The following is a 22,302-nucleotide window of genomic DNA, read 5'->3' as shown; positions in this document are numbered from 1 at the left end:
TACTGTGTAATTAGACAGGCACAATAGTTAATGAATTTTCAGTAACATGCGCGGTCTTATGGATAGATTCAAATTGAGAGTTTTTATCAGTGAGTGAAAAATCTTCCGACATGGACAAGAATTACGCGATTCTGAACAAGCCACTTTCCTTCGTCATCCTGATGTTGGGCATGACATTTGGCGTGCTAAATCTGCAGTTAGTGCTGGGGGGCGAAGAGCAAAGCATTTGGATGAATGTCTTGTATGGTTTTCTGGCGTTTGTCGGCATTTTTGTTTCTTTGTTCTGGGTGTTTGATTCGAAAAATACCCGTGTGACCGACGAGTATGTTGAGAAGGGTAAAAATCGAATTCACTGGCGTGAGGTCACAAGCTCTAAATCGAATGACTTTTCTATTGTCATTTCTGCTGGCGAGAAACGTATTGTGGTGAATTATTATGCCTACCGAGACCCGGAAGGCTTGATGAAGGAAATCCAGTCCAGATTGCCCGTGAAAGATTAAATGCCTCTTTGCAGGGAATTGGCGGTAAACCGAATAAAAAATGAACAATTGAAAGAATGGCAGTAAAAGCCGACTTAATTGCACCTTATTGGGGCGGAACCTCTCTCCTAAAACGTTTTCGGTCAACTAATATCCTAAAATATCTGACCTTATTCGCCCGATGATAAGGGCGTTATTTGTCTTTTATTGCCGATTCATGGCGCATATTTGTTTAGCTATCAGAAAGTCCCTATTCCTTTCATGTGTAGACCATAAATGCCGACGAAAGTGATTCATTAATGAGTCTTGTGTGCTTTTGCTAAGTGCTTTGTCCAAATGGTTAGTCGATCGCCTTGAAAAATATGCAAAAAATCAGAATAAAATCGCGAAATTCGTCAAGTTTTCACAATAAGGATGGGCGTAGAGTCAGATAGGTGGATCGCAAAAAAAGGAAGAACCGCCATGAGTGATTTGATGACGATGTACGACAGTGGAGAGTTCTTCGACGAACTGGTGGACAGTAAAGGAAATTACCGCGTTTCCTCTGACCGATTGATTAGATACCTAGAAGATCTTTCAACGGATGAGTTAGAAAAACGCAAGCAGGCGGCTGAAGCCACTATTGAGGACATGGGCATCAGCTTTACCGTTTATACAGATGAAGGAAACATAGACCGGGCCTGGCCTTTCGATATCATTCCCCGAACCATAGATGCCGAGGATTGGGCCATCGCAGAAAAAGGACTCAAGCAACGACTCACCGCACTCAACCGCTTTATCGACGACCTCTATCACGATCAAAACTGCATTAAAGACGGCATTATCCCCGCTCATATCATCGAAGAATCCAAAAACTTCAGACCAGAATGCGTCGGTGTTTCGCCACCATACGGTGTTTGGGCACACATTTGTGGCACCGATTTGGTGCGCGCAGGTGATGGTGAGTTCTATGTGCTGGAAGACAACCTCCGCGTACCGTCCGGCGTTTCCTACATGCTGGAAAACCGCGCTGTCACTAAACGTGTGTTGCCGGAGTTGTTCGAGAATGATGACATTCTTCCCATCGACGCTTACACATCTGAGCTTTTCCAAACTTTGAAAGCGCTGTCGCCGCGCAAAGTGAAGCAGCCAGAAATCGTCGTACTGACACCGGGAATCTATAACTCCGCGTATTTTGAACATGCTTTCCTTGCCCAGCAAATGGGCGCTGAGCTGGTGGAGGGTAATGATCTCTTCGTTGACGACAACGACTGCGTGTATATGAAAACCATTCATGGCCCGGAGCGTGTCGATGTCATCTATCGTCGTATTGACGATGAATTTATCGACCCGGAAGTCTTTAACAAAGATTCCATGCTGGGTGTGCCGGGCTTGATGCGTGCATGGAAAGCCGGAAACGTAGCGCTGGCGAATGCACCGGGCGCTGGCGTTGCAGATGACAAAGTGGTTTACGCCTACGTGCCGGCGCTGATTCGTTACTACCTCAATGAAGAGCCGATTCTGCCGAATGTGGAAACCTTCCTGTGTGAGAACAAAGAACAGCGCGAATATGTACTGGCAAACCTCGATAAGTTAGTCGTGAAGCCCGCTAATGAATCAGGCGGTTATGGCATGTTGGTGGGGCCACATTCCACTAAGAAAGATCAGGAGTTGTTCGCTAAGCTGATTCAGGAAAACCCGCGCAATTACATCGCACAACCTACCTTAAAGCTCTCAACGGCACCGACGCTGGTGGGACGCGGAAAACTGGAACCGCGCCATCTCGATTTACGTCCGTTCATCCTGCAAAGCAAAAAAACCTATGTCACTACCGGTGGATTAACCCGCGTCGCCATGAAGAAGGGCTCACTGGTGGTCAACTCGTCACAAGGTGGCGGCAGTAAAGACACATGGATTGTTAGAACAAAAGGAGCGAAGTGATGCTATCGAGAGTTGCAGAACGCCTGTTTTGGAGTGCGCGCTATCTGGAGCGCGTAGAGAACATTGCCCGCTTGGTGAGCGTATACGATGAAGTGTTGTTTGACCTGCCACGCGACGTAAAAGTCTCTTGGTACAACCTGATTGAGATTAATGGCTGTGTCGAAGAGTTTGGCGCTATCTACAAAGATCAGGGTGAGAAAAACGTCATGCGCTTTCTGCTGGCGAAAGAAGATAACCCAAGCTCGTTATTGTCTTCCTTGTTGATGGTGAAAGAAAACATCCGCACCACGCGTGATGTGGTGCCGGAAGAAATGTGGGAGCTCATCAACGAGCTTTGCCAGTACGCAAAGAACAACATACAGCAAGGCATCAACCGTTCAAATCGCCACGCCTATCTGAATGCGATCATCGAGAGTTGCCAAAAAATCAATGGATTGCTGGCAGACACCATGAGTCGTGATGAAAGCTGGAGCTTCAATGTGATGGGGCGCTATACCGAAAGGGCAGATATGTGTACGCGCATTCTGGATTCCGCGGTCATCATCTCTGTCAACGCGTTGCCGGAGGAGAAAGTGGTATTGGACCAAGCCATTTGGTCGAAGGTACTGAAATCACAAAGCGGCTATTTAACCTGTCAGCGCACCATGAAAACGGGCATTGATAGTGTGGTGGCTTGTCAGTTCCTGTTGGGCGACCAAAATTTCCCGCGTTCGCTGAAATTCTGCCTACGCCAAATCAAAACCGCGTCGACTTACCTGCCACGCTATGAAGCAGTTGCTGAGTCTGCGGAAGCACTCCGCGCCAAAACCTACCAGGTGGAAAGCGAAGACGATATCAACCTGTCTCTCAGTGAATATCTCAATGATATCCAGTTGGCGCTGATCGATCTGCAAAGCCAGATCCGCGATACCTGGTTTGATTTCAAACATGGAGAGGCTGCATGACAATTCGCGTTGCGATCCTACATAAAACGTCGTATGAGTTTGATCGCGATGTCCACGTCTCGCCGCATACCCTGCGGCTGAGGCCTGCGCCTCATTCGCGTACCCACATTCATGCTTACTCTCTGAAAGTCACGCCGGAAGATCATTTTATCAACTGGCAGCAAGACCCGTTTGGTAACTATCAGGCGCGCTTGGTGTTCCCTGAGAAGACGGGCAAGTTGGAATTTGAAGTGGAAGTGATCGCCGATATGACGGTCATTAATCCCTTCGACTTCTTTATTGAGGAATACGCAGAGCATTACCCGTTCAAATATGATGCGCTTTTACTCGAAGAGCTCTCGCCGTATCTGAAAACATCGGAAGATTGCCCTGAGCTTGACGAGTGGATGGCGGCGATTGACCGAAGCGAAACGCCGATCGTTGATTTCCTAGTAGGGTTGAACAGCCAGTTGGCGAATGAAATTGGCTATGGGATTCGTTTGGAACCGGGTGTGCAAACCTGTCAGGAAACGCTGACGCTGAAGAAAGGTTCCTGCCGCGATACCTCATGGCTGCTGGTGCAAATTCTTCGTCGATTAGGCTTGGCGGCGCGTTTTGCCTCGGGCTATTTAGTTCAGCTTACTGCGGATGTGAAAGCCCTCGATGGCCCGTCTGGTCCAGAAGAAGACTTCACCGATCTCCATGCCTGGTGTGAGGTCTACTTGCCCGGTGCAGGCTGGGTAGGGTTGGACCCAACCAGTGGCCTGCTTGCCGGAGAAGGGCATATTCCGCTGGCTTGTACGGCTGACCCTATCTCTGCCGCACCAATCACGGGTGGCACAGACAAGTGTGAAGTCACCTTTGATTACAGCAATACGGTCACGCGCATCCATGAAGACCCGCGAGTTACCAAACCCTACAGCGATGATGAATGGGAAAACATCAAAGCGCTGGGAAATGCAGTAGATGCTGAACTGGCAGCAGGGGATGTGCGCTTGACCATGGGCGGAGAGCCGACGTTTGTCTCTGTCGATGATATGGATTCAGACCAGTGGAACACCAAAGCGCTGGGTGATGACAAGCTGCGTCTGGCAAAAGATCTGCTGATCCGCTTGAAGGACGAATTCGCTACCCACGCCATGCTGCATTATGGGCAGGGTAAGTGGTATCCCGGCGAGGAGCTTCCGCGCTGGGCACTGGGTTGTTTCTGGCGCACCGACGGTGAGGCGCTGTGGCGTGACCCGGCATTGCTTGCGCGCGTCGATAAAGATTATGGGCATGACATTCAAGACGCAGAGCGTTTCAGTAAAACACTGAGCCAATCCTTGGGGCTGTCTTCTGTGTTTGTTCAGCCAAGCTTTGAAGATTCGCTCTATTACCTCTGGTTGGAGCGGGGTTTGCCGGATGGCGTGAACCCAAAGAAAGCCAAACTCACCGATGATCTCGAAAGACGTCGTCTTGCTAACATACTCAGCAAAGGCTTAGACAGCGTAACCGGGTATATCCTGCCCATCGCGCATTCCGGTTCGGGCTGGTACAGCTCCAAATGGCCGATGCGCTCTGACGTGATCACCTTGGTACCGGGCGATAGCCCAATGGGTTTCCGTCTGCCGTTGGAATCTTTACCCGCTACGACGCCGGAAGAAATCATTCCCGAACGTGATCCGTTTGAACCGCGTGATGACCTACCTGTTTACTCTCAAGAAAATATCTCACCGGAAGATGCCGATGCACCAAAGCGGTATGTCAGTGTGGTTCGCACCGCGATTTGTGTGGAACCAAGGCATGGCAGGCTGCATGTGTTTATGCCGCCGATGAACACGCTGGAAGAGTATGTTGAACTGATTCATCACGTTGAAGAAACGGCGAAGAAGCTGGAATTGCCGGTGGTGATTGAAGGCTATGAGCCTCCGAGAGATCACCGTTTACAGAAGTTCCTGATCACGCCAGACCCGGGTGTGATTGAAGTAAATATTCATCCGTCCCGCAGCTGGAACGAGCTGGTTGAGAATACCGAAACCTTGTATCAGGCCGCCCATGAATGTCGCCTTGGCGCAGAAAAGTTCATGTTGGATGGTCGCCATACAGGAACCGGGGGCGGGAACCATATTACTTTGGGTGGCGTCACGCCTGCTGGCAGTCCGTTTCTACGCCGTCCTGACTTGCTAAGAAGTTTCGTGAACTACTGGCAGCATCATCCGGGGCTTTCTTACCTATTCTCGGGGATGTTTATCGGCCCAACCAGTCAGGCGCCGCGCGCGGATGAAGGGCGCGATGAAGCCTTGTACGAGATGGAAATCGCGTTCCAGAATTTTCCTGATGGCTTGGTCGATCAACCTTGGCTCGCAGACAGGTTGATGCGAAACCTGCTGGTGGACATTACCGGTAATACCCACCGCGCGGAGTTTTGTATCGACAAGCTTTATGCGGCAGGTACAGCGAGTGGTCGTCAGGGCTTGCTCGAATTCCGCGGGTTTGAAATGCCGCCTCATGCGCGCATGTCGCTGGTACAAAACCTGTTGATTCGCTGTCTGGCTGCAAGGTTCTGGAAAGCGCCGTATCACAGGCCTTTGGTGCGCTGGGGTACCTCGCTGCATGATAAATTCATGATGCCGCACTTTGTGTGGGAAGACATCAAAGAGGTGGTGGACGATCTTCAGCAGCATGGCTTCCCGTTCAAGCTGGAATGGCTCGCGCCGTTTGAGGAATTTAGGTTCCCGCATTACGGTCGATTGCAGATAGATGATATGGAAATCGAAATCCGCTGGGCGATTGAACCCTGGCATGTATTAGGCGAAGAAGTGACGCAATCCGGTACCAGCAGGTATGTGGATTCGTCGGTCGAGCGCATTCAGGTCAAACTGAGTGGACTGACAGACTCGCGTTATATGCTGACCTGTAATGGTCGCCGTGTGCCGCTTCGCCCGACAGGCAGACAAGGGGAGTTTGTTGCTGCTGTGCGTTATCGTGCTTGGTCACCACCATCAGCGCTTCACCCGACATTGGGTGTGGATGCGCCTTTGGTGTTTGATCTGGTGGATACCTGGAACGGTTTGTCGGTCGGTGGTTGCACCTACCATGTGAGTCACCCAGGTGGTCGTAACTACGATACCTTCCCGGTGAATGGCAACGAAGCGGAAGGACGCCGTATCACGCGTTTCAATGACGATGGCTTTACGCAGGGGCCGCTGATGCCGCCTCCAGCCTTTGATGCGCTGCGTAGGTTTTACCCAAATGAAGAGGTCGCCAAGCCTATGTCTCCTCAGAAAGAGGAGGTGAGTTTTGAGTACCCTAATACCTTAGATTTGAGAAAACGGAACACTAGAGTGAGCTGAATTCCCGACTGTTAGTTTGAATGAGGTATCCTTCGTTACGAAGAAAACAGGAAGGTTTCTAAAACAACAATGATGAATGACTCAGATACTGAGCTTGAAGGGGCGGTTTCGCCCCTCACTTATCTTCAGCAAGGCAATGGAGACGCCTTTGATGAAGTTTACGAAGAAAACAAAAAAGTCCGCGCGCATTGGGAACCGATTCTCTCCCATTTCTCGGGGCTTCGCGCCGAAAGGTTAGATGAACTTCATCGCCGCGCGCAGCGTATTCTGCGTGATGATGGGGCGACGTACGATCTGAAAAACGATCCCTTGTCGCCAGATGTCTGGTCGCTGGATATTCTCCCCAATGTGATCGATGCTAATGCCTGGCAACAGGTTGAAGCCGGACTGAGCCAGCGAGCAGAGTTGTTTAACCGCATCCTGAAGGACATATATGGTGAACAACGGCTCATCAAAGAAGGCATCATCCCGCCTGAAATTGTCTTCAGTCATCCTGATTTTATTCGGGAATGTTACGGCATCCGTATGCCGGGCGAAAAACACCTTATCCTGCAAGCGACGGATTTAATCCGCGACAGTTCTGGTCACTTTGTGGCGATTGGTGATCAGACGCAGACGCCAGCAGGAATGGGGTATGCGCTTGAAAACCGTTCGGTGATTTCCCGCGTTCACTCCAAGATCTTCCGCCACAGTTATGTAAAACGCCACTCGAGCTTTTTCCAAACGCTGCGAAATACGCTGACAGAGCTGGCCGCTCACAAAACCGATGACCCGAAGATTGTGGTTCTCACACCAGGTTCTTCCAGCAGTAGCTATTACGAACATACTTATCTCGCGAACTACTTGGGTTATCCCTTGGTGCAAGGCGGAGATCTGACCGTCCGAAACGGCAAAGTCTGGTTGAAGTCGATCAACGGCCTGTCACCCGTAGATGTGATTCTGCGCCGAACAGACGATAACGACTGCGATCAGGTCGAACTCAGCGCCTTCTCTATGTATGGGATTCCAGGGTTGTTGGAAGCGGTACGCAGCGGGAATGTGATTCTGGCTAACCCGCTGGGTAGCGCGGTGTTGGAATCGCCAGCCTTGATGTCTTTCCTGCCAAAGCTGTGTGAGTTTTACCTTAATGAGCCACTAAAGCTCAAGAACGTCACTTCTTATTGGTGTGGTCATCCGGATGCGTTGGCATACGTCGAAAGTCATCTGGATTCCTTGATTATTAAGCCTGCGTACCGTCGCTCTCAAGGCATGTCCGTGTATGGCCATAGCCTCGACGAAGCGGGAAAGCAGGCCATTCTGGCGAAGATCCGTAAAAATCCGAATCACTATGTGGCGCAAAGTTATGTGCCGGGTTCATTGATCCCTGTTTGGTGTGACGGTTCGTTGGAAAGCCGTCCAAGCCTCTTGAAAGCGTTCTGTGTGGCAGATGGGGAAAGCTATGCGGTGATGCCGGGCGGTTTGAGCCGCGTGGCGGATGCGCAGGATGATTATGTTGTCACCCACCTTTCAGGCTCCCGCAGCAAAGATTTCTGGATTACCGCAGATAAACCTGACCACACTCACCAGTTATTGCTAGAACGTGCGGGCTTTGAACTCGTTCAGGAAGGCAATCTGCCTAGCCGTGTGGTCGATAACTTCTTCTGGTTTGGTCGTTACGCCGAACGTGCAGAAATGAGCATTCGCCTTATCCGGGTGGTGTTCAAGCAACTCAGTGGTTTGGAGCTTCTGGAGACTGAAAGCCGGGATACGTTACTAAAAGCGGTTTCTCTGCAAACGCGCTGTTTGCCGGGCTTCACGGAAGGCGATGAAGACCTTTTCGAAAATCCAGAAGGTGAACTGGCAGACTTGGTGACCAATGGCAATCGTGTCGGCTCCATCAAATCAAACCTCTTGGCGATGCTGGCTTGCGGCGAGCAGGTGAGGGAGCGTTTGTCGGCAGATACCCGCATTATCCTTAACCGAATGCGGGATAACCTCTACGAGATTGACCGTGCTTTCATGAATGGGTTGCCGGAAGCGCCGGAAGAATCACTGGATGGGTTGGTAACATCCCTTTTGGCGCTATCCGGTTTAAGTAACGAAAGTATGCTGCGTGGACACGACTGGTTATTCCTGCAAATGGGTCAACGCACAGAGCGCGCAATCCAGACTGTTACCTTGTTGAAATCCACGTTGGTAGAGCAGTTACCAAGCCTGCCGCAGCAACAGGTGTTGGAATCGGTATTACTGAGCGTGGAAGCGCTGATCTCTTTCCGTCGCCGATACCGCACTAAAGCTCGGGTACCCTTTGGTCTCGATCTGCTGATGATTGACCGCACCAACCCAAGGGCGCTGGTGTACCAAATCGAAAGGCTTCGCGAATTCCTTGATATGTTGCCGAAGCATCAATCCTATGTCCCAGGTGGCTGGACACCGGAAAACCGTGTGATCCTGAAAACCCTGAGTGACATTCAACAGGTCGACCTCAATGCGCTTTCAACGGCAAATGAAGACAATCGACGCGAAGCGCTTGAAGCGCAATTAAACAGCGTCAGTGTGAATCTGGAACAGTTCACATCACTCATTGCAGACAGGTACTTCGACCACACTGCTGGACCGCAACAGCTCATCAAACCTAAATGGAAATTGGACGTATGAAATTCCGGGTCCAACATAAAACAACCTACTCCTACAGTGCGCCTGTGAGCCTTTGCTACAACATGGCGCACCTGGTGCCGCGCGATACTGATAATCAGCGTTGTTATAACTACTGGCTGAATGTGACGCCTTCGCCGGTTTACCAAAATGAGGGTGTGGATTACTACGGCAACAAGACGTTTTATTTCTCGATTCAGGAACCGCACCAGACATTGACGATTGATGTTGTCAGTTATCTGGATGTGCAGCCGACGCCATGGAGCGAGATGATTGATACTCACACGCTAACCTGTGGTGAGCTGAGGGCCATTCTAAAACGCACAGAGAACGAAGAAGCCAGAATGGCGAGTGAGTTTGTGTTGGATTCAGCGCAAATAATGCGTTCAGACAAGCTTGCTGCTTTCGTTGATGAGTTGTTTCAAGACGATCAACCCGTGCTGAAAGCCACCATGGCGTTGACCAGCAAAATCTTCAACGAGTTTACCTTCGATCCTGCTGCGACGGATGTCACCACACCACCAGAGCAAGTGCTGGAGCAAAAATGCGGTGTGTGTCAGGACTATGCCCAACTCGCGATTGGCTGCCTCCGCTCGGTAGGCCTTGCCGCCCGTTATATGAGTGGCTATATCGAAACCTTGCCGCCTCCTGGACAGGAAAGGTTGGTGGGGGCAGATGCTTCTCATGCTTGGTTCGCGATTTTCGTCCCTGATTTGGGCTGGGTGGAGTTCGACCCGACGAACAACCTCATCGCCAGCGACCAACATATCGTGACAGGATGGGGCAGGGATTATGCTGATATCACACCGCTGCAAGGCGTGGTATTTGAAGGTGGTGACACCCACAGCCTAAGTGTGGCTGTGGATGTGGTGAGGATCTAGAAGAACCAATAAATCCCCACTAATACCCAAGCTGCAATGGCGACTGTCTCAATCACCACCATCAGAATCGGCTCGTAGCCGATGGTGAAAAGCTTCTTCACAGAGGTTTTAATCCCCAGAGCAGCAACTGCCGAAACCAGACACCAGGATGAGAGTCCAGATAGTGTGTTTGTCACTCCGACGGGCAGAATGTGGGCGCTGTTAATGGCGACGCAAATACAGAAGCCGACAACGAAAAACGGAAGCAGTGGGATATCTGCTTTCTCGCTGTCTTTGTCAGGATGACTGCGGAAATATAGGGAAATCACCAGAATCACGGGAACCAGTAAAGCCACGCGCAGCAGTTTGGTGATGGTAGCGAACTCACCAGCTTGTGGGGAAATAGAATAGCCTGCACCAACAACCTGCGCGACGTCGTGAATGGTACCGCCGATGAAAATGCCAGCCAGTCGGTCATCAAAGCCTAAAAGGTTAACGAAGATGGGGTAGATGACCATGGCAATGGTGCTAAATGCGGTGACAGCGATTACCGTAAACAGTGTGTTGCGTTCACTGAAAGGGTGTTTAGGTAGAACGGCCGAAATAGCCAGCGCAGCAGATGCACCACAAATGGCGACGGAGCCGCCCGTCAACACGCCGAACTGAATGCGGCGGCCGAGAATTTTCGCCACCAACATGCCGATAGAAATAGTGAGTGCAATGCCTAGCGCCACCCAAACCAGCACTTCCCACCCGAGAGAAGTCATTTCTTCCACCGTAATGCGAAGACCAAGTAAAGCCACGCCAAATCGAAGTACCTTTTTGGCAGCAAACTCAACGCCTGCCTGGCACTTGGAATCATCAGCGAGAAAGTGAAACGCGATGCCCAGCAAGAGGGCAAAGAGCATTTGCGGTGCACCATAATGTGCTGCGAGAAAGGTGGCTGCAGCAGCGACGGTGACGGAAAGTAAAAGACCAGGCGCAAGGGTACGGGCACTTTGGCTAAGTGACTGCCAATTAGGGATACGTTGTTTTAGTTGTGATTGCATGAATAACTTCCATGTTATTGATTATTTGTTAGTTGAGCTAATTCCCGTAGTTCTTTCATGGTGGCATCGGTAAGGTGTAAGCCTTCTTTGAGTACGCGTTCACGGCGGACAATTCGACGCTGTCCGGGCAAGCGAACGCTCTCCTGCTCACACATGGTGTTGAGGAGTAACTCAAGGCGTTCAGCAAATTGTGTTCCAGAAACAGTCGTATCGATGGCGATGACAGAATGTCCGATAGCGGGTGGCTCACCCTCAGTATCGAAGAAATTTGACGCTTCAAAGCCATAAAGGGCACTGGTTAGACTTGCTGACAGAATTTCGACCATGAGCGCGAGCGCAGCCCCTTTGGCATCGCCGATAGGGAGCATCGAACCTTTCACTGCTGCATCAGGGTCTGTGGTTGGCTCACCATTGGTATCGATCGCCCAGCCTTCAGGAATGGTTTCGCCGTTTTTTCTGGCGACCAATACCTTGCCGCGGGCCACTTTGCTCAAGCTCATGTCGATGACCAGCGGCGGTGCGCCGTCACGTGGGCAGGCAAATGCGATAGGGTTAGTGCCAAAGAGAGCTTTTTTTCCACCCCAAGGCGCAATAGCGCTCGGGCTGTTTGAAAACACCAAGGCAATACAACCTTGCTTGGCTATACGTTCTGCGTGGAATCCGGCCTGTCCAAAATGGTGAGAACGGTTTACCGTGGCTAACGCAATACCTTGTGCTTTTGCCATGGCTGGAAGCAGGGATACAAGCTTGTCCATAGCAGGAAAGGCAAAGCCGAGTTCTGCATTGATATGACAAACCGCGGGTTTCGGGGTATCAACCTTGGGGGTCGCATCGCCCATCACCTTTCCGCATTTGACTTGCTCAATGTAGGCCGCAAGACGGGCGAGTCCGTGACCGGATTGACCATCAATTTCCGCTTGAATAAGGGCGTTGGCGACAGATTTAGCATTAGCCGATGTAACGCCAGCGTTTTCCAGCGCTTGTGCGGCCAGAGATTTAGCTTCCGAAGGGTCGATAAACACAGGCATAACTGGCTCCTGCGAATGGTAAGGAAAAGGACGCTGGGTTTCCCCAGCGTCGGTCTTGCTGTATCAAATGATTGCCGCGCCGAATAAGCGAAATGATTATGCGCTTCGATACAGTTTGGTCAGAACGAACTCGCGGTGACCCAGCGCTTCCGCTGCAGTTGCACGGCCGTTTGCGGTACGCAGCGTCATGTCGATCAGCGCATCACCCGCTGTGTCGAGATTCAGCTCACGGCGCAGAATGCCGGAAACGTCTACATCGATGTGCTCACCCATGGTACGCACGGTACGAGGGTTAGCAGTGATTTTGATAACCGGCACAATGGGGTTACCAATGACGTTGCCTTGCCCTGTTGGGAACAGGTGAACCGCGAAGCCTGCAGCTGCCTGCAGCGTCACACACTCTGCCGCCGCAGAAGAGGTGTCCATGAAGTACAGACCTGGGCCTGCTTCTGGGCGCTCTGCTGGTGTCAGAACATCAACGAACTGAGTGGTTTTACCGATCTTCTGGTAGTTACCAAACGCTTTTTCTTCGATGGTGGTCAGGCCGCCTTCGATGTTGCCTTTGGTTGGCTGGCTGTCAGACAGGTCAGATGTTTTGTGTGGTTCGATAACTTCGTCCATGTATGCCTGCCAGGTGTCCAGGAACTTCTGGCCAACTTCCGGGCTCACTGCACGGGTCTTACAGATTTGCTCTGCACCGGTCAGCTCTGATGTTTCACCGAAACACAGAGTTGCGCCTTCTGCTGAGAACTTGTCACACAGGTTACCCACGGTTGGGTTCGCTGCCAGACCAGATGTGGTGTCAGACTCACCACACTTCATTGAAACCCACAGCTCGCTCACGTCGCACTCTTCGCGGGTCAGTTCGCTCGCGTAATGAACGTATTCTTTCGCTACGCGGGATGCGGCAGCAATTGTGTTGATGTCACCATTTTGCTCAATCGCAAAGCCTTGAACAGGCTTACCAGAAGCTTTGATGCCTTCAACCACACGACTGGTCCAGCCCGGCTCGATACCGATAACCACAACCGCAGCCACGTTAGGGTTACAACCTGTACCAATCAGGGTACGGAAGTGCAGCTCCAAATCTTCACCAAACTGCAGGCGGCCATATGGGTGTGGCAACGCCAGTGTGCCTTTGATATTGTTAGCAACAGCTTCACATGCTGCGTTAGACAGATCATCCAATGGCAGAATAATGACGTGATTGCGCACACCGACACGGCCATTTTCGCGGCGGTAGCCCATAAATGTGTATTTGCTCATGGTTACCACCTCTTGGTTTTCACATTGTGTACGTGTACGTGACCGCCTTTCGCGATGTTTGCGACAGCTTTACCGATATCGTTGTCATACTTAAGAATGGTGTCGCCGTCTTTAATGTCGCTCAGCGCCACTTTGTGGCCGAGAGGGATTGCGTCCAGCGCGAGTACTTCGATGGTGGCATCTGTGTCCATCACCCATCCGGTTAGCGTTTGGCCTGCTTCGAGGCCCTCGACCACAATCACGCCGACAGTGTCAGACGAGTCATGGACGAGAAAGTCCGGTGCTTGCATTTTCATCTCCTTTTGAATCAAGGTTTAAAACTTACTTCCATATATCCTTGGCGTGGCTGGCATACAGCTTGGGCTAATCTGATTCACCAACCTTGCCTCGGTGTTTGTTTACCCTTCGGGGAGCAGCACCACCTTGGCAGCGGCGATACGTCCGTTAAGTAAATCGTCAAAAGCGTTCGCTCCATCACTAAGCGGGCGCTCCTGAATCCAGTCCAGTGCGCCAAGCGCACCGTTATGCATGGCTTCAAGCGTCGCTTTAAAGTCCTGCATGGTGTAGGTGTAGCTGCCTGCGAAGGTCACTTCCTGAAGGGTGAACTTACGAACATCCAGTCCTTCGAAGCTGTCTTGCAGTCCCACATGAATGATCACGCCACCGGGTTTAACCGCCGCTGATGCGCCCATTCGTGTGTGTCTGTTGCCCACGCAATCCACGACGAGATCCATGGTGTTCTCACCGACGACCTGATCGGTCAGTGGATCGAAAACAGTGGCGACGTTGGCCTTTTCCACGGTTTCGCGGCGCAGGGCATTGGTTTCAGCAAGATAGATTTGCTTGCAGCCTTGTGCAGCAAGAGAAAGCGCGGCTGCCAGGCCCACTGCACCACCGCCATAAACCAATGCTTTGTTTTCCACCAAAGGACGTTTGCTGAGCTCTGCGCCTTTGGTGACGGCATGCCAGCCCGTTGCAATCGGCTCAGCCAGTGATGCTGTGCTGAGTGACATACCTTCTGGTACCGGCACTAAGTTGCGTTTGGGAATAGCGACAAACTCTGCGAATGCACCTTCCCTTGGCGGCATTGAAATAATCTGGCGAGATTGGCATTGGTTCGCGAAGCCATTCAGGCAGTATTCGCATTCGCCACAGCTGACCAGTGGGTTGATGACGACGGCTTTTTGATCCCATTCGCCACCGTGGACGATACCCGCACCTTCGTGCCCGAGAATTAATGGGGCAGGGCGTCGCTCGTCGTGACCGAGGTAAGCGTGTAAATCAGATCCGCAAATCCCAACCGCCCGGATTTCGACCAACACTTCGTCTTCCCGAGGTGTTGGTACTTCCTCGTTGCGGTAGGTCATTTGACTTGGACCTGTGTAAACCAGCGCTTTCATATCCATTTCAATTAATCCTTACTGCCTGCCTATTTCGCGGTGTAACCGCCATCAAGAGAAATCATCTGGCCTGAGATGTAATCCGAGGCTTTGGAGGCCAAAAACACCGTCAGTCCATCGAAGTCGCTCAGTTTCCCATTGCGCCCAACCGCTGTCATTGATGCGTGATGCTTGGAGAGGGAATCGTCACTGAACACTTTTTCTGTCAGTGGTGTTTGGAAAAAACCAGGTGCAATGGCATTGGTGGTAATGCCTTCCTTTGACCAGGCTTCTGCCATTGCTCTTGTCAACTGCGCGACGCCGCCTTTTGATGCGCCATAAGGAATCGAATTGGCAAAGGCGCGATAGCTTTGCAGCGAGCCGATATTGATGATTTTTCCGTGGCCTTTTTCCCGCATGCCTGGCAAGCAGGCTTTGGCGAGAAAGAAGGGAACAGACAGGTTGAGGTTCAATGTCATGTCCCAACTTTCCAGCGTGATGTCATCGGCTGGTTGGCGCAGGTTGACGCCAGCGGCATTCACCAGAATGTCTGGCGCGCCAAAGTGCGATGACACCTTTTCAATGAATCGGGGCAGGGTTTCGCGCTTGTTAAGGTCAACAGTTTCGATGGCGGCGTCTCCTCCTTCACCGGCAATAGCGACCGCCGTTTGTGCCAGTGTTTCTGGGTGGCGTCCTGAGAGCACCACTTTTGCGCCCGCTTTGGCGAGGGCATAAGCCATGCGTTGTCCGATACCGGAACCCGCTCCGGTCACCAATGCGACTTGACCTTCAAGGTTGAATAGTTGATTTATCATGCTGCCCGTCATCTCAGTCCCTCTTCGTTTTACTTACTCTGGCTGCAGGTTGAACTGCTCATCAGGGAAGTATTTCGCGAGTCGTGCATCACCGGTTTTCGCGTGTGCTTCCATGCCTTCAAGGCGGGAAATACGCGCAGTCACCTGTGCTACATCTTTGCTCGCTTCCTTGGTGGAGCGCTGATAGGTCACCACCTTGATGAACTTACCCGCACTCAGGCCGCCGGTGTACTTGGCAGCGCCTTTGGTTGGCAGGATGTGGTTTGGCCCAGAAGTTTTATCGCCAAATGCGACATTGGTCTCTTCCCCAAGGAAGAGAGAGCCGTAGTTGCGCAGGTTTTGCAGCCACCAGTCCAGATCTTCAGCGTGTACTTCGAGATGCTCAGAGGCGTATTCGTCGCTGACTTTCACGGCTTCTTCTTTGGTGTCGACAAGAATGACTTCACCGTAATCGCGCCATGCGGCTTCCGCTGATTTGCTATTGAGCTCTGGAAGGTCAGCAATAAGCTCAGGTAGTCGTTTCATGACTTTCTCAGCTAACTCTTCTGAATCTGTCAGTAGCCAAGCTGGGGTGTTGGGGCCATGCTCCGCCTGACCGACCAAATCAACGGCGACCAGTTCTGGGTCTGCATCAGCGTCTGCAATCACCATCACTTCAGAAGGCCCTGCGAACATGTCGATACCAACACGGCCATAGAGCTGACGTTTAGCTTCAGCTACGAATTGGTTACCCGGGCCAACAAGGATGTCTGCTGGGTGTCCAGTGAATTGACCGAATGCCATGGCTGCGATGCCCTGAACGCCACCCAAGTTCAGAATGGTGTCAGCGCCACACAGGCTTAGAGTGTAAAGAATGGCAGGGTGGATACCGCCTTCACGGCCTGGAGGTGAGCACGCAATAACATGGTCAACGCCTGCCACTTTTGCAGTGGTTACAGACATAATTGCTGATGCGATATGTGAGTAACGGCCACCCGGCACATAACAGCCTGCGGCTTGCATAGGGATCAAGCGCTGACCCGCGAACAAACCTGGGGACAGTTCGGTTTCAAATTCGCTCAAACTGTCTAACTGTGCCTGGGCAAAGTCGCGAACGCGTTCATAAGCAAACTGAATATCCTTTTTCAGTTGTTCTGGCACTTTCGCTGCTGCCGCGTCGATGTCTTCCTGAGAGACGACAATGTCGCCATGCCAGTTATCAAATTTTCGCGTATAAGCGATGCAGGTTTCTTCACCGCCCTGCTCGATATCTTTGAGCATGTCCGCCACGATTGCGCGAACATCGTCTTCACCTGTTGCAGCAGTTTTTTCTGCCTTTTTCAGATACTTAACAGCCATGTCGATAATTTCCTCGTTAAATTTTGGGCGCAACTTCCCTGTCTGGCTTGTCGGCGACAAGCCAGAGGAGGGTTAAATACGTTGGGTTAGTCGAGCGCCCAGAGCGACAATTCGGGGATAAATGCCAGGAGCAATACCACCGTTAACATGGATATGACGTAGGGCCCCGATCGCGCGGCAATCTTCAGAACCGAGGTCCCCGTTAATCCGGATACAACAAAGAGGTTCAGCCCAAGTGGCGGTGTGATGAAGCCGACACCCAGAGCGGTAACCATCATGATGCAGAACTGCACATCTTCCATGCCGATCTCGCGTGCCAGTGGCAGCAGGATTGGCGACAAAATCAGAATGTTTGGCGTGGTTTCCATAAAACAGCCTGAGATGATCAAAATACCAATCATGATCAGAATCAGTGCCGTGCGACTATCGGTAAACGATGTCATGGTTTCCACGAATGCCTGTGGTACATCCAGCGCGGCCAGTGTCTGCGCCAGTGGCAGGCTCAGCGCAATAATGGGCAGAATGACGCCGTTTACTTTGGCAGAGCTTTCAAGCATTTTCGGGAAATCGCTGATTTTCAGCGTGCCCTGGAAAAGGCCGATAATGATGGTGATAACCACAGCCACCGCGGCCGCTTCTGTCGGAGTAAACACACCTGAGTAAATACCACCAAGAATGATGACAGGTACCAACAGGGCATAACGTGCATCAACCACTACTGAAAACCAGCGCTTGATCGAGAAGCCTTGTCCCGCGTTTTCATAACCATAGATACGGTTCATGACGACGTTGGTCAGCATGATAGCCATCATGACCATGACACCCGGTACTGCCGCTGCCAGGAATAGCGTTGATGCAGAAATACCCAGCACAAGACCAATAATGATGTAGGCAATTGATGGCGGGATCAGGATCCCGGTACAAGCACCCGCGGCGACCAGTGCACAGGCGTAAGGCTTTGGATAACCCTGCGCCACCAGACGGTCAATCGTCATTCGGCCTACTGCTGCTGCACCTGCTGCGTCAGAGCCAGAGATACAGGCGAAGAAGCCACACCCTAAAACGGTTGCACTACCAAAACCCGCTTTCGCGCCGCCGACACTGGCTTCCGCCACATCAAGCAGTTTGTTCGAAAGACCGGTTCTCACCAGAACATCACCTGTCAGGATAAAAAGTGGGACGGCAATCAGCGCGAAAGCATCAATACCGTCGAACAGAGATTCACCAAACAAGGACAGAGGTAGTACTTCGGTGATAAACAAGAGAGCAATTGAGCCCAAGCCCAGTGATACCCACACCGGTACCGCGAGTGCGATAAGTACCAGCATGCCAATAACGGGGCCATAGAATTCCCAGCCAAGATCGACAGAGACCTGTTGCGAGTAATAATTCAGCATGAGACCTCCTAATCAAACAGCTTGTTGCCTTCAAACACAGGGGTATTCTGTGTGAGGCTACGGATATCCCGGCGCATTGACTGCATAAGTCGGAATATCATCATGGAGAATCCCAGTGGGACAGCGGCAAGAAACCAAGCCTGACTAATCCCCAAACCATGGGTCACAGACCCGAATTTCAGCGATATTTCAATAGGGTGGATTGACCAATAGAGCGCGAATAATGCGACAACCAGTGTGGCGACATCCCCAAGTAGATAGATAGCTGCCTTGCCTCGGTTTGGCAGGTAATGCAGCATGACATCAATGCGTATGTGCGCGCGCTCTTTTACGGCTGCGGATGCACCGACCCACGCCAGATAAATAAAGGCATACCTTGCAACTTCTTCGCCCCAAATGGAGGAATAGCTGAAGACAAAGCGTCTCAGTACTTCCATGGCGATGGTAATGACGATGGTGGTATAGAAGAACAATAGCAACCAGCGCTCACCATTTTCGTCGATTTGTTTTAAGAAATTCATTGTGACCGTCCAACATCCGTTTCAGATAGAGTGGGAGCCATTTGGGTGCGCTAGGAGAAACGTCCACCCAAATGGCGATTTACTCAGCTGTTAAACGTCGTGAACGAATGGACCTTTGTTTTCGTTCGCCGCTGCAAGCAGTTTGTCAAATGCAGCTTTGGAGCCAGCAAGTTCGTTTTTGAACGAATCCCAAGCGGGTAGCTGATGGCCTGCTTTGTCAGCCCAAAGCTTCATCTCGTCAGCATTCGGTGCATAGAATTGAACCCCAGCGCGGCTCAGTTCAGCCATGGCATAGGCACGCGCAGCAGGAACTTTCGCGAGGTTTTGCAACGAGGTCACTTCACTGGCGAATTCAATACCTTCCTGAATGTGACCTGGCAGGCTGTTAAACCACTCTAAGTTACAAGAGAAGACTTGTGAGTCTGGCACTGAGCGGTTGAAGGTGACCCAAGAAAGCACATCTTTGAAGCCGAAGACATTCAGCGCTTCTACCGAAGGGTCAAGAGCATCAGCCACGCCTTGTTTGATCGCCGAAGGCGTTTCGCCCCAGGCAACTGGCGTTGGGTTTGCGCCCAACAGACGGTAGAACTGCTGAAGGATTTTCGAACCCGGTACACGGAATTTGATACCTTCCATTTGATCCGGTGTTTTGATTGGGCCTTCAAGACCGTTACGAAGAGCGACAACGCGTGGGTCGATAACCACGTACCACAGCGGTTTGAAGCCTTTCGCTTCTACTTTCGGGTGGATTTCGCTCTTCCATGCGTCAGACGTTACCAGGTTGATGAACTTCTGGTTCTCACCACACCAGTATGGGATGTTGATGAGGTCGACAGCAGGTGCAAACGGTGCAAAGTTAGAGAGAGAGTGTTGTGCGGCCTGAATGGTACCTGCCTGTACTTTTTGCGCTAATGCGCCGCCAGCACCTAGTTGACCACCCGGTGCCAGTTTTACGTATACTTCACCGTTGGTCATGTTCTGGATGTTTTCTTTGAAATCCAGCTGCATGATAGGGTAGCTGCGGGATGCACCAATGATGTATGCCGTAGCAATCGTCATGGTGTATTTAGCTCGCTTTTGTCGTTCTTTTTCTTCATTAGCCGCAGCGTGTGCGGTGGTTGAGGTCAACAAGGCCCCCGAGGCACCTGCGACGACAGCTGCCGTAAAACCTGCTTTTTTTGCAATTTCCAGGAAACGGCGACGCTCTGCACTTTGTGGGGAGTCATCCTTATGGTGAACAGACATATATCTACTTCCTTTCTGCTTTTTATCGTAATTCTGTCGCACGGCTGTCAGCTTCCTTTTCGGCTGACAACATAGCGACGACGAAAGTCAGTGAAGCAAGGAGAAGTAAAATGAACTCCCCGACATCACTGACACGAACTATGGATGTGGACCCTGAAGCGATCTGAATCTTTGTGGCAATCACATTGAGGAAGTAAAGCGAGAAAAGCACCGCGGGTAGTATGTAGCGTTTCTTTAACGTCATGTCGCATTGCCTCACAGTAGTCAGTCGTTATTGGCTTGCAGTCGCCATTTGTAGTTATAGCACCTACCAATCTTGTAAAATGATTGTTAAATGTAAGCGCTTACATTGTGAAGATAGAGGAGGTGTTGAATGACTGTCAAGTTTTTGGCGGTAAAATTTTTGTGTAACGCTATAATTAAGTAAGTTACGGTTTATAAATCCCAAAAGTGAGTCAACGATATAACTTTCTATGACAAAAGAGACTCAATCAGCGCGTAAGCGCTTACAAAAAAGGCCGTCAGATGCACCAACGGCGGAAGATGTTGCGATTGCGGCAGGGGTATCGACGGCGACAGTATCCCGCTATTTAGCGAATCCAACGTCAGTGAGTGAGAAACGGGGATCCTTGATTCGTTCGGCAATTGAATCACTTGGTTACATCCCCCATGGAGCGGCTCAAGCGCTGGCCTCACAACGTTCGCGAACCATAGGTGTTATCGTTCCTACATTAGACAACGCGATTTTTGCAGAAGGTATTCAGGCGTTCCAAAGAAGGTTGCAGGAAAAGGGTTACACCCTGTTTATCGCTAGCTCGGACTACTCAACAGAGGAGGAGTTGGCACAGGCTGAACGATTGATCACCCGTGGCGTTGAAGGATTGATGCTGGTTGGCGCCGAACACCAACCTCAGCTTTTCGATATTCTTCATAAAAAACAGCTTCCATACCTTTATACATGGTCTTTCAAGCCTGAGTTACCTCATCCTTGTATAGGATTTGACAACTACCGCGCATCAGCAAGGGCGACGCAGTTTCTTATTGATCTGGGGCATAAGGATTTTGCGGCCATTCCAGGTATTACGAAGCTGAATGATAGACCCAAAGATCGTATCGCGGGATGCATAGAGACACTAAGAAAGTCTGGAATAGCGCTGACTTCAGACAGGATCATTGAATGTCGTTATGATTTAGCGGAAAGCCGTCAGGCGCTCAGAAAGCTGATGGAGTTAACGCCAAGACCCACAGCCATCGTTTGTGGTAACGACATTATTGCCATGGGGGCGTTACTTGAGGCGCAGTCGCTTGGCCTGCGGATTCCGGAAGATATCTCCATTGTTGGTTTTGATGATGTGGCCATGGCTTCTCATATCCAACCTGCCCTGACGACCATGCAAGTTCCGTCGCGGGAAATGGGTGAGAAAGCCGCAGACTATTTGCTGGCCAAACTCGCGGGTGAGCCGGTCAATGACACACTTGAACTAGAAGCCAAACTTGTGGTTCGGGAAACCACAGCAGCAATAAAAACAGGCGGGTAAATCCCGCCTGTTTGTTTTACTTAGCGCCAAAGATTACCAAACCCAAGTGGATTGCTCGTTGTTAATTCGAGTTTGGATTGGCGTTGTTCCATCGTAAAAGTAGACCTCGGCCAGCATGTAGTATTGAGAATCGGCTAAGGGGTAGGTCAGGGAAGCCAATCCGTTTTCTACATCGGCCGAGGTAATCCGGCTGTTATAATCTGCGCTGTAAGAGCCGTCATCGTTTTGGGTAAATCCGCCATATATGGAGATGTATCCCTGACTCACGCTGTAACTGCTGATGTCAACGCTGACACTCTGAGAATCTACAGGGTTGTAGTTGAAACCACTTGGTACCACCATTTCAGACATATTAGTTGCTGAACTCAATACTGTGGGTGGGATGGCTACATCAGCACCAGAGGTATCGGTCATCATTCCCAACGGCGTTGTACTCGTGGTGCCAGTATCAGATGTTGATGCCGTTCCGCTATCTGTGCCTGCTGGTCCAGAGGAAGTGGCTTCACCGCCACCGCCACCACATGCAGTGAGAAATCCAGCCAGAGTCAGTGTGATAATTGGATGTTTCATGTCAG

19 protein-coding genes are annotated in these 22,302 nt (G+C 51.1%); 7 read left to right on the top strand and 12 right to left on the bottom strand.

Annotation, left to right across the window (positions count from 1 at the left end):
- Nucleotides 1–89: 89 nt before the first annotated feature.
- The 6 genes from K6Q96_RS22275 to K6Q96_RS22250 all read left to right on the top strand — a co-directional run bounded on the left by K6Q96_RS22275 (nucleotide 90) and on the right by K6Q96_RS22250 (nucleotide 10,172).
- Nucleotides 90–500, top strand: coding sequence for a hypothetical protein (locus K6Q96_RS22275; RefSeq protein WP_251880254.1), 411 nt, complete (start codon nucleotides 90–92; stop codon nucleotides 498–500).
- Between the two features lie 441 nt (nucleotides 501–941).
- The gene (locus K6Q96_RS22270; RefSeq protein ID WP_251880253.1) at nucleotides 942–2,399 is read left to right on the top strand and encodes a circularly permuted type 2 ATP-grasp protein; all 1,458 of its coding nucleotides are present in this window, start codon (nucleotides 942–944) and stop codon (nucleotides 2,397–2,399) included.
- Complete coding sequence (locus tag K6Q96_RS22265; protein ID WP_251880252.1) at nucleotides 2,399–3,343, top strand: alpha-E domain-containing protein; 945 nt, start codon at nucleotides 2,399–2,401, stop codon at nucleotides 3,341–3,343. The genes K6Q96_RS22270 and K6Q96_RS22265 overlap by 1 nt, the downstream gene beginning before the upstream one ends.
- Nucleotides 3,340–6,657 (top strand): transglutaminase family protein, encoded by a 3,318-nt coding sequence (locus tag K6Q96_RS22260; protein WP_251880251.1) that lies wholly within the window; start codon nucleotides 3,340–3,342, stop codon nucleotides 6,655–6,657. The genes K6Q96_RS22265 and K6Q96_RS22260 overlap by 4 nt, the downstream gene beginning before the upstream one ends.
- 69 nt (nucleotides 6,658–6,726) lie before the next feature.
- The gene (locus K6Q96_RS22255; RefSeq protein WP_251880250.1) at nucleotides 6,727–9,294 is read left to right on the top strand and encodes a circularly permuted type 2 ATP-grasp protein; all 2,568 of its coding nucleotides are present in this window, start codon (nucleotides 6,727–6,729) and stop codon (nucleotides 9,292–9,294) included.
- Complete coding sequence (locus K6Q96_RS22250; RefSeq protein WP_251880249.1) at nucleotides 9,291–10,172, top strand: transglutaminase family protein; 882 nt, start codon at nucleotides 9,291–9,293, stop codon at nucleotides 10,170–10,172. Before K6Q96_RS22255 ends, K6Q96_RS22250 begins: the two co-directional genes overlap by 4 nt.
- Here the strand turns inward: K6Q96_RS22250 and K6Q96_RS22245 are convergent.
- The 11 genes from K6Q96_RS22245 to K6Q96_RS22195 form a co-directional block, all read right to left on the bottom strand.
- Nucleotides 10,169–11,200, bottom strand: a complete 1,032-nt coding sequence (locus tag K6Q96_RS22245; RefSeq protein WP_251880247.1) for a YeiH family protein — start codon at nucleotides 11,198–11,200, stop codon at nucleotides 10,169–10,171. The genes K6Q96_RS22250 and K6Q96_RS22245 overlap by 4 nt on opposite strands.
- A 14-nt stretch (nucleotides 11,201–11,214) precedes the next feature.
- The gene (locus K6Q96_RS22240) at nucleotides 11,215–12,228 is read right to left on the bottom strand and encodes an Ldh family oxidoreductase (protein ID WP_251880245.1); all 1,014 of its coding nucleotides are present in this window, start codon (nucleotides 12,226–12,228) and stop codon (nucleotides 11,215–11,217) included.
- 96 nt (nucleotides 12,229–12,324) lie between these two features.
- Complete coding sequence (locus K6Q96_RS22235; protein WP_002541226.1) at nucleotides 12,325–13,494, bottom strand: UxaA family hydrolase; 1,170 nt, start codon at nucleotides 13,492–13,494, stop codon at nucleotides 12,325–12,327.
- A 2-nt stretch (nucleotides 13,495–13,496) separates the two neighbouring features.
- On the bottom strand, nucleotides 13,497–13,784 hold the full coding sequence (locus tag K6Q96_RS22230; RefSeq protein ID WP_062664816.1) for a UxaA family hydrolase: 288 nt from the start codon (nucleotides 13,782–13,784) through the stop codon (nucleotides 13,497–13,499).
- A 108-nt stretch (nucleotides 13,785–13,892) separates the two neighbouring features.
- The gene (locus K6Q96_RS22225; protein ID WP_251880244.1) at nucleotides 13,893–14,900 is read right to left on the bottom strand and encodes an alcohol dehydrogenase catalytic domain-containing protein; all 1,008 of its coding nucleotides are present in this window, start codon (nucleotides 14,898–14,900) and stop codon (nucleotides 13,893–13,895) included.
- A 23-nt stretch (nucleotides 14,901–14,923) separates the two neighbouring features.
- On the bottom strand, nucleotides 14,924–15,700 hold the full coding sequence (locus tag K6Q96_RS22220; protein WP_353621789.1) for an SDR family NAD(P)-dependent oxidoreductase: 777 nt from the start codon (nucleotides 15,698–15,700) through the stop codon (nucleotides 14,924–14,926).
- Nucleotides 15,701–15,721: 21 nt separating this feature from the next.
- Nucleotides 15,722–17,026 carry a histidinol dehydrogenase gene (gene hisD / locus K6Q96_RS22215; protein ID WP_062664810.1) on the bottom strand — a complete coding sequence of 435 codons (1,305 nt, stop codon included), beginning with the start codon at nucleotides 17,024–17,026 and terminating at the stop codon, nucleotides 15,722–15,724.
- 86 nt (nucleotides 17,027–17,112) lie between these two features.
- Nucleotides 17,113–18,423 (bottom strand): TRAP transporter large permease, encoded by a 1,311-nt coding sequence (locus tag K6Q96_RS22210; protein ID WP_251880240.1) that lies wholly within the window; start codon nucleotides 18,421–18,423, stop codon nucleotides 17,113–17,115.
- Nucleotides 18,424–18,431: 8 nt separating this feature from the next.
- Nucleotides 18,432–18,944 carry a TRAP transporter small permease gene (locus K6Q96_RS22205; RefSeq protein ID WP_251880238.1) on the bottom strand — a complete coding sequence of 171 codons (513 nt, stop codon included), beginning with the start codon at nucleotides 18,942–18,944 and terminating at the stop codon, nucleotides 18,432–18,434.
- Nucleotides 18,945–19,034: 90 nt separating this feature from the next.
- Entirely contained in the window at nucleotides 19,035–20,189 is a 1,155-nt protein-coding gene (locus tag K6Q96_RS22200; protein WP_251880236.1) for a TRAP transporter substrate-binding protein, read from the bottom strand.
- Nucleotides 20,190–20,211: 22 nt separating this feature from the next.
- Entirely contained in the window at nucleotides 20,212–20,433 is a 222-nt protein-coding gene (locus K6Q96_RS22195; protein ID WP_251880234.1) for a hypothetical protein, read from the bottom strand.
- A 229-nt stretch (nucleotides 20,434–20,662) separates the two neighbouring features.
- Between K6Q96_RS22195 and K6Q96_RS22190 the strand changes: the two genes are divergently transcribed.
- Nucleotides 20,663–21,727 (top strand): LacI family DNA-binding transcriptional regulator, encoded by a 1,065-nt coding sequence (locus tag K6Q96_RS22190; protein WP_251880232.1) that lies wholly within the window; start codon nucleotides 20,663–20,665, stop codon nucleotides 21,725–21,727.
- Nucleotides 21,728–21,760: 33 nt separating this feature from the next.
- On the opposite strand, the gene K6Q96_RS22185 is transcribed toward K6Q96_RS22190, so the two are convergent.
- A complete protein-coding gene (locus K6Q96_RS22185) occupies nucleotides 21,761–22,297 on the bottom strand; it encodes a hypothetical protein (protein WP_251880230.1) in 537 nt (178 codons plus the stop codon).
- Nucleotides 22,298–22,302 lie beyond the last annotated feature (5 nt).

Source organism: Grimontia kaedaensis (assembly GCF_023746615.1).
GTDB classification, from domain to species: Bacteria; Pseudomonadota; Gammaproteobacteria; order Enterobacterales; family Vibrionaceae; genus Enterovibrio; species Enterovibrio kaedaensis.
Note: the sequence above shows the minus strand (reverse complement) of the source record. Positions and strands in the feature narration are given on the sequence as shown.